This is a genomic window from Mycoplasma sp. 125 (assembly GCF_051549845.1).
Classification (GTDB): domain Bacteria; phylum Bacillota_I; class Bacilli_A; order Mycoplasmatales; family Metamycoplasmataceae; genus Metamycoplasma.
Map to the genome: position 1 here is coordinate 651,344 of NZ_CP196079.1, position 9,466 is coordinate 660,809.

4 protein-coding genes are annotated in these 9,466 nt (G+C 24.7%); all 4 read left to right on the top strand.

The features are described 5' to 3' along the window. The 4 genes from ACSH4Z_RS02745 to ACSH4Z_RS02760 are packed head-to-tail and all read left to right on the top strand — an operon-like array spanning nt 1 to nt 9,253. Nucleotides 1–2,823 carry an Mbov_0397 family ICE element conjugal transfer ATPase gene (locus ACSH4Z_RS02745; protein WP_438340458.1) on the top strand — a complete coding sequence of 941 codons (2,823 nt, stop codon included), beginning with the start codon at nt 1–3 and terminating at the stop codon, nt 2,821–2,823. Further along, nucleotides 2,824–3,492 (top strand): Mbov_0398 family ICE element protein, encoded by a 669-nt coding sequence (locus tag ACSH4Z_RS02750; protein ID WP_438340459.1) that lies wholly within the window; start codon nt 2,824–2,826, stop codon nt 3,490–3,492. 15 nt (nt 3,493–3,507) lie between these two features. Next, complete coding sequence (locus tag ACSH4Z_RS02755; protein ID WP_438340460.1) at nt 3,508–8,649, top strand: Mbov_0399 family ICE element protein; 5,142 nt, start codon at nt 3,508–3,510, stop codon at nt 8,647–8,649. Between the two features lie 28 nt (nt 8,650–8,677). Then, on the top strand, nt 8,678–9,253 hold the full coding sequence (locus ACSH4Z_RS02760) for a UPF0236 family transposase-like protein (RefSeq protein ID WP_438340461.1): 576 nt from the start codon (nt 8,678–8,680) through the stop codon (nt 9,251–9,253). The last annotated feature ends 213 nt before the right edge of the window (nt 9,254–9,466 follow it).

Sequence of the window (9,466 nt, forward strand, 5' to 3'; positions counted from 1 at the left end):
ATGCTACAAAATAAAAAATTAAGCACAAATAAGCTAACTATATTTAAGAATTTTACTTTACTAGATTTAGGGATTTTTTTTCTAATTTTAGGTTTTTGTTTTGCTCTTGGATTTGCTACTAATAAATTAAATGTTGGTTATAGGCTACTAATTACAATTTGCTGTTTCTTATCAACTTTCTGAATTATGTTTAAAAGTGCGCAGCATAATTGTCGCTATTACTTTTTATTAATTAGAATCTTAAAATATAAAATACAAGTCAAAAAATACAAGTCAGATACTAAGAATGCTGATACTAGCTATTTAATTCCTTATGAAGCATTAGAAAGTGAAGATATTGTAAGAGTTAAGGGTTCATTAGTAAGCACTTATATATCAGCTTTTAAAATAAGGGGCTATGATATTTTTACTGATGATATTGAAGATAGGGAAACATATTTTAGTCAAATAACACATATTTTAAATAATATTGATTTTAAAATTACTTTTATTAAAAAAACAGAACCAATGTTGTTAGATAAAAATATTGAATTAATAAAGCAAAATATACTAAATTCTAAAAGCATTGAAAATAATAAAACAATTAAGGGATATTATAGTCATAATCTAAATGATTTTTTAGATTTAAACAACGTAAAAAATACAGATTATTATTATTTGGTTATTTATGCTAATGATAAAAAAACATTAGTAGATAGACAAAAAGATATTATAAATATGTTTTATAATACAAAGTTAAAAATTTCCTTACTTAAAAATTTTGAATTATTAAACTTATTAACAATTTCAACTGGAAAAAATATTGATGAAGCAGATTACATTAGCTTTTTAGATAAAAACGAAAAAAACAAAATGTTACATAAAATTAATGATAATGAAATTCGAACTAAAAAATTATCAAAATGAAAGCAATTTAAAGATACGATAAAGTTTTTGTTATTTAAAAAACAAAACAATAGTGATAATTTATTAGCACCAACACAAAATAATTTAGCTAATTTGTTAAAGCCAAAACAAATTGAGTTTAAAAAAAGTTATGTAAAGATAGATGACTACTATTTATCATTCCAAAGCTTTAATGAGTTTAATAGTTTAGTATTAAGTGAAGGCTGAACTAAACTAATGGCTGATAGCCAAGCGACGTTTGTGATGAATTTAGACCCCCTTAATGAAACTCAAAAACAAAAATTATTAGATAAAACTTCATTAATTATTGAAGCAAACTCATCAAGTGAAAAATCTAAATTTAAACAATCTAAAAAGAATGCAACACTAGAAGTTATTAATAATTTAATCGAGCAAATAAATGTCCAACATATGAATGTCTTTAATATGTCAATAACATTAATTAATAAGGCCAATGATTTGGGTGATTTAAAAGAGCAACAACAAATTAATAAACAAAACTTTAATGCCACAAGTGCTAATATTAATCCAAATTTATTTATTCAAAAGAAGCTTACGCTTCAACTAATTTTTATTAGAAATGATTATCTAAAAAACAACTTAGAAATTATTTCAAGCAATATTGCTCCTGGCTGAATGTGGATTAATAATGATTTAAATGATAAAAATGACTTTTTATTAGGATTTAATATCAATTCCGGTAGCCCTGTTATCTTTGATATTTTTAAAAAACAAAAGATAGAACCAGTTTTTTCAATGGCGTTATTAGGACTATCAGGGGTAGGCAAATCAGCACTAACAGAAAAATTTATTTGGAACCAAGTTATGAATAATAACGAAGTAATTGTTTTTGACCCGCAGCGGGAATATGGCGATTTAGCTCATAAATTAAATGGAAACATTATTGAACTAGGTCGTGGGGATAAAACAAAAATTAATCCTTTACAACTAGATATGATGTTTGTTGATGATGTAGCACTAGAATTAAAAAATACGATTATTATTAATCAAAATATTAAAAAGATCAAAGAATTCTTTACGTTATTATATCGTGATTTAGGCGAACAACATTTGCGAGTGTTAACTATTGTATTAAGCGCGTTTTATAAACAAAGAGGCTTTTATGAAACACAAAATGATTTATCAAAACTAAAAAATAGTGATTATCCAACAATGACTGAATTTTGTGAATTTATTGAAGGTTTTAAATTTGCTAATATCTTGGAAGAAAGTTTGCTAAGAGATAAACTTAATGAACTTAAATTACTAATTTTATATGACTTTATGAATAATGGTTTATATGAATCATTATATAATGGCCACACTAACATTAATTTAAATAATGACTTAAATATTCTTGATACTTATAACTTAGATGTTAAGAACCAAACAAGCTCAACGCAAGCAGCACTTTATTTAATTTTGAGTTTTTGTTTCAGAATCGAATTACTAACAATTATTTCTTTAATAAAGACAAAAATAAAAAAGATTGTTTTAGTCGTTGATGAAGCTCATAAATTTATTGACCCACAAAATATGGCCTCACTGAGATTTTTATTTGATACTGTAAAAACTATAAGAAAATACAACGGTTCATTAATTTTAACAACACAAAATTTAAGTGATTTTAGACAAAACTTAAATGTAAGTGGTTTATCGCAAGCGCTATTTGATAACCTTGCTTATACAGGGATTTTTAAACTTAACCAAAAAGATATTGACTTAGTAGATGAGATGTATCGTTTGCGGGGTGGTTTAACTAAAAACGAAAAAATGTTTTTAGCCACAGCCGGAATTGGGGAATTGATTTTTAATGTTGATAATGCAACAAGATTTATTTTGGAAACTTACTACAATGATTTTGAAGCAATGCAAATATTTAAAAAAGGAGATGGTAAAAGATGGAGTGAAGAGTAGATGCCAAAAAATAAAGAACAAGTAGCAAAATTAATAGATTTTTATAAAAATGCAGATAATGATTGAAATAATTTAATTGATTATGACTATTTAAGCACGGATTTACGCAATAAAAAAGGGGGCAGACCAAAAACTAATAAAAATGGAGAAGTAAGGGGTTATTTTCGATTTACAAATTTAGAAGATATTTTAAATTTTAAAAAAATGAGAAAATGATTTAGATATTCGGGAAAGCTAAACAAAAAAGAAATTAATAATTTAGTGCGTAAGGGCATTTTAGAATCAGAAGCAATTAAATCAATAAAAAATTTTAGAAATGAAATAAGGTATGCATTTTCCAAAGCGATCTTTGCCTCGCTTAGCCCTTTTTATAATAAGTTAGAAAAACGTGCATTAATCCAAGAAAGTAAACTTAACATTATTGAATATAAAGTCAATTTACTTTTAAATGTGTTGCTTGGAAAAGTCTTATTAGCACAAGATAGAGATATATACAAAAGCCTTACAACTGAAGAAATTGAGTTAGAACCAAAATTATTTGCCCTAATTAAAAATGATTTTAGTGCCAAAATTGATGCAAATGTTTTGAAATTAAAGGAAAGCCAAGAAAAAATTGAAGAGAATAACGAAGAATATATTGAAGATATATTTTTCAAATCTAAACAATAATTTAAAGGAGAAAGAATGAAAAAAAGACATAAATTCTTAATAACTTTTAGTGCTTTACTAGGAATAGGATTTGTAGGTTGAGGAATTCAAGCTATTAAAGATGTAATTAAAAATAAGGAATCTAATTCTTTGATTAATTGAAAAGAATTTCAAAAGATGAAAATATTAGCCAAATTAAGTACCATCGATTTCGAAGAAGTGCCATTAGAATTGTCAAAAATAGAGACAAAAACAAAAGGCAATATCGTTATAAACGATGTGCCTTTTTTGCCAGATAGAGAACATTCTAATTTTTTTGATATAGTAAAGCAAATAGCAAATCAAAACAACACCAGCCCTGAGGAGCTATGAAACGCAATAAAAGCAAAATTAGTATATGACAGTGATTGAATTGAACAAGAAATTGTTTCACGTGGCCATCACGAAGACCATAAAATAACTAATAGAAATTTTAAAAAAAATCCTGATAAATTTAGGGCAATTGGGCATCTAACAAATTTATATAATAATGAGCGTTGATTTCATGATTGGATAGATGCATATCTGAGATATACACTAAATAAACAGTTTCACGATGTGAAAAAATTTTATATAAAAGAAATAAGAATTAGTGGTTTTAGCGTTTCTGAAACAATTGATGAAATATATTACAAAAGAATTAATGAAAACATAAAATCAAAGGAAATGTATTGAATTGCTAAAAAGGTACTATTACTGCTACTATTGTTTATGATTATGAAGATAGTAATGATAAAGCATACAATTATTTTAAACAAAAATTTATGGATGCTTTTAAAAGTCAAAAAAACTAGTGATAATAAATTAATTTTAAAAAAAGATTATAATGCAGAAGCAATAAATGCTATACCATCGCAAAAGTTGCAAAATTTTAAAACAAACCAAGAAATATTAAATGAGTGATTTAGTAAGACATTTAATCCAAACTTATATGACGGGTTTTCTATTCGTTGAGAAATATCAAAAAATAATTCTAAGGCTTTTAATATTTTGATTGAAAACAACACTACAAAGCAAGAGCAATATTTATATAAAAACATTGAGATTAGTTGAAATAATTCAGACAAAGCACAATTGCTAGAGTTGCCAAAAAGATTAGAAATAATTCCAAGTAAGTATGTTAGTTTTAGTGCACAAAGTCCAAATAATCCCTCAGGTTTAATTACAGATCAAGGTGTATTAGTTAACGATGGTAAAAAAGGCATATCAAAAGATAAAAAAACAATTAATCTAGGAACCTGAATTTATCATGCCCCAGTTGATGTTAGTTTTAATGCTCTTAAAAAGGAAAATGAAGCACTAGAAATTAATAACATTAAGATTGATGTTTTAGAACAAAAATTCAAATATACACTCTATGACCAAAGAGCTAATGCCAATGATAATTCAACCATTGACATTAATGAAGGTGGCGCTAAAGAAAAAGAAGAATTAAAAAAGAATGAGTATATTATCAAGGTCAAAGTTTTTAATAATATAAATATTGATAAGGAGCCAAAAAATACTTATATTTATAAAATTATTATTGATTCGAAAGCACAAAGTCAGGATTATAAATGATATGCTTGAAATCCAGACAAGATAAGAAGCCAAAAAGATCGTATTACGCAATATCTTGAAGATAAAGATGGAAATAAAAAATTAGATAAAAACGGCAATTATATTCCAAATCCAAAATATGATCCCCTGATAGATAAAAAAACTGGTACAAAAAAAGAGTTGGTATGAATTGATTTTTCAAAACTTGGTTTTAATATAACCAAAGATTATTTTGATAATTATTTATATAAAGATTTTAAACAAAAATATCAGATAAATGAAGCAGATTATCCAAAAGATAAGATGTGAAATTATTATCAAAATACAATGCTACCACCATTAACACAAAATTTGTTACATACAACAAATGGTGTGATTGCTTCATATGATAAAGGAACAATTGCCGAAGCTTCGGTTGTTTCCAAGGGAGCTATTAAAGAATTATTGGGAGAAACTACTCAATATATCGTTTATAAATTGGATGATTCGCAAAAGAAATGAATACCAAATTTTTTGGATACTAAAACTTCTGGATTTTCTTATTTTTCTACGCCTGGATTATATCTATTTACTTCTGCAGCAAAGCAACAAGTTAGCTCGTATAAACTAATTTTAATAGATGGTAGAGATGACGAAAGTGTCAATAATAAATTGTTTAGTGAAATAAAAGGGGACTTAACTTTTGTAAATAAATTATGAAATACAACGCAGGGTTTATTTTTCTTAAACTATATAACTAAAAATCACAAGGTTGATAAAGATAGTGCTAAAACTTTAAGTTATGAAGAAATTGTTGAATATTGAAAAACTTATATAACTTTTTTAGCTACAAATCAAGAGCCAACAATTGATATAAAACCTAGATTTGATTTTTCAATTTGAGATTATAAGTATGCTAATTTTGAAGAACTAAAAAAAGCATTTAAAGAAAAATATAAGTCAAATATACAAAATATAATTAAGGAGTTAGGCAATTTTGAGCTTTCTAATTATGTTGGCTTGATTAATTATGAATTTGATGAAGCAACACAAGGTATAAAATTACGCTTATTTAAGTCGGTTGCTGATAGTAGATTTAATTTAAATAATCAAATTTGAAATTATGAATTTAAATTTAAGGATTCTTCTAAAAACTCACAAGATAATAGTCAAGGCCAAATACAAAAAGATAATGGAATTAATAATAAGGATTTAATCGTTTTAGATTGAAACACGATTAAACTTAAAATCTTAGCAGCAGAATCACATAGTGGAACAGAATTTATACAAAAAGTAGATAACGAAATAAAAACAAATGGCTTTAAAAATATTGTTAATAATCCAAAACAATATAGCTATTTAGAACTAGGCACTCCATTATTATTTTATAATAATGGAACTTTAAAAATAAGTGTTAAATTAAAAGATAAATATAAAAATAAATATTACATAAATAACCCTGAATTTGTGGGAACATTTAAATTTGGTTATAATGACGAGTTTGAAATTTTTGCTGGTTTTAATGCGCAAAAAATTTATTTATATAATGAAGAAAAAGAAGCCGTTATTGAAGAAAAAATTACAGAAATGATTAAGCAACAAATTGCAAAATATAATGCAAAATTAGTACTAGGAACTCATTATGAAATAGAAAATCTCAAAGAACTTGCAAGGGATTTAGCTCATAATAAAACATATGATGAAAGTAGCACATATTTTCCTTATAAAGTTATTGTAAGACCAAGATTGCCATATCATTCTTATACAAAAATTTTATTTCCAGTTATTAATCTTTCAAAATTTAACTTTGATGATATTAAATTTAAGAAAATGGAGATTGATTATGATGTTGATAATTTGACACCTGAAAAAGAAAACAAATTATTAGAAGAATTTAAGAAAAAAATAATTGAACAAATTAATAAAACATTTAGGGCTAGCACAAAGGAAATTTTTTACTATACCAATAATAGAGAAGACCAAAGATTATTTATTAGTGGTATTGAAAATGACCAATTAAAATTGTTATTTAGTCGAAATGAATTAGTTGTCAAAATAAGACCAAGCGCCAAATACTTAGCGATAGCAAAGGGAGAGTCAACCTTGATTGTTAAGAATATAAATAAGAGTGCTGATAAACCTTTTGATATAAGTAAATTGAATATTGCTGATTTAAAACTAAATGCTTCAAAACCAGATGTAATTAGAGAAGAAATTATAGATTATGTAAAAAGTCAATTATCATTTATAAATAATTTGCAATATGCTAAAGATTATGTTATTAATAATATTGCCCCTGATAAAATTTTTAGTGCATTTAGGGCTAAAAATGCCCAAAAATTGCTTAACGTCGAAGTAGTGGGGCAAAATTATCGAATAACTAATAAAAAAGCCTTTAAAGCTATTAAAAAAGCGCTATATAATCTAAATGAGTATAGATGAACTAACTTTACAATTAATGTTGATGTAGATAACATTAATTCTTATTATGATAAGAAAAAAATATTAGATAAAATAAAAGCGGAAATAATCGCTAATTTAAATAATCAAATTAGAACAAATTTAAAAAGTACTAATTATAGTATCGAACTTGGCGACTTTTTAGTTGAACCACAATTGAGTGAAGCCATATTGGAAATCTTATTTTATAAAAGACCACTAAATTTAATAATTAATGCTAATAATCTTGATTTAGATGGTTCGTTTAATATACAAATAAAAAACATACATCCAAGTGCCAATAAACCTTTTCCATTAAGCAAAATTAAAATAAGTGATTTAGCTATTTATCGCAACAAAAAACTAAGCGAAGTCCAAAAAATTGCAAAAATTAAAGAAGTAATTAATAATCATATTAATAATAATGAACAAGTTAAAGCTTTAAATTTAAAAAATAAAGAAGATTATATTATTAGTATGAATGTGTATATAAACGGCGGACTTAAAAATCAAATTTATGATTATGAAGATAGCAAGAATGAGTGAATACTAAAAAGTTTTATTTATAATGAAAAAGTTAAAGATGGAAATACTATTTCAACAATAAATGATATAGAAATTTTACTTATTGCAAAAAAAGGCAATAAATCAGAAATTGCGCAAAATAGTAAAACAGGTTTTAAAATTTATGGAAAAAATTTGGCGGGTGAAGAAATTATTGGACCAAAAGATAAAATTATTATCAGTCCTGATAAAGACATTATTAAAAAACCAAAAAATAGCGACCCCAAAAATAAGGATGATGAAACAATATTAAATCCAAAAGATAAAATCCTTATTGGACCTGATAAGGAAATTATAGTTGTACCAAAAGATAATGGTACAAACAAGCCTGATAAAGATATCATTTTAAGACCAAGAAATGGAAATAAAAATAATCCAAGTGATAATATCATTTTAAATCCAAAGGATGAAATTATTATTAATGAAAAGGGTGAGATTTTAATTAAAAAAAGTGGTGAAAATACTCTTAAACCCCTCGATAAACTTAAGGTTCCTTCGCTTAGATTTAAAAAAATTTGATTAGCTTGAATTATTCCGTTATCATTGGTTCTTATTGGGTTGTTAGTATTTGCTGGTTGAGCAATTTATGTAAGATATGGCAAGAAAAAAATAAAATAATTTAACATAAAAAAACAAGGTTTAACCCTTGTTTTTATATTTTATAATAATAAATAAGAATCATTTTTTTATCTTTTCAACAACCAAAAAACAGATAAGTTTTGCATATTTAATCGAGCAAATAAATATAGTTATTAAAAAATATTATGATAAAAATTGCAAGCTAATTCTGCTTGGTGATGGAGCAAAATGAATTTCAAATTTAGCAAAGAAAATAAAGGCTAAATACATATTATGTAGATTTCATCTATTTCAAAAAATTAATGCAATTTTTAATAATTCTGCTGAATTAAAGTATGGTTTAGAACAATTAAAGTCTAAAGAAAATCTAGATTTAAAACTTATTTTTAATAATTTTATGCACAATAAAAAATATGATGAACTAATTAATTTTATTTATAGCAATAAGAGTATAATCAAAAAATATTTAGGTTTAAATCGTTCCAACTTGTTATTTTCTTTGTGCAAATATATAAATAATAATTTTTATGGGCTAACAGAAATTGATGATAAAAATATTGACTTTTTTATTAATAACAATGCAGAAGCTTTTATATCACATTTAATAAAAAAGCCAATTAAAAACGTATGAAACAATATATAGTTTTGATGTATGTTTACTAAAAATTTTGAATAATTTAAATAACTTTAAAATTGGTTATAAATGCACCATAATTTAATATTTATTTTTTAGTCCTTTTTGTTATCCAGTTTATAGTGTTTGAAAATTATATATATGCAAATATATATAATAATTACTTAAAAAATAGTTGTTTGTAAATAATTTTTAACAAAAATTAATAAAAAATATATTTTT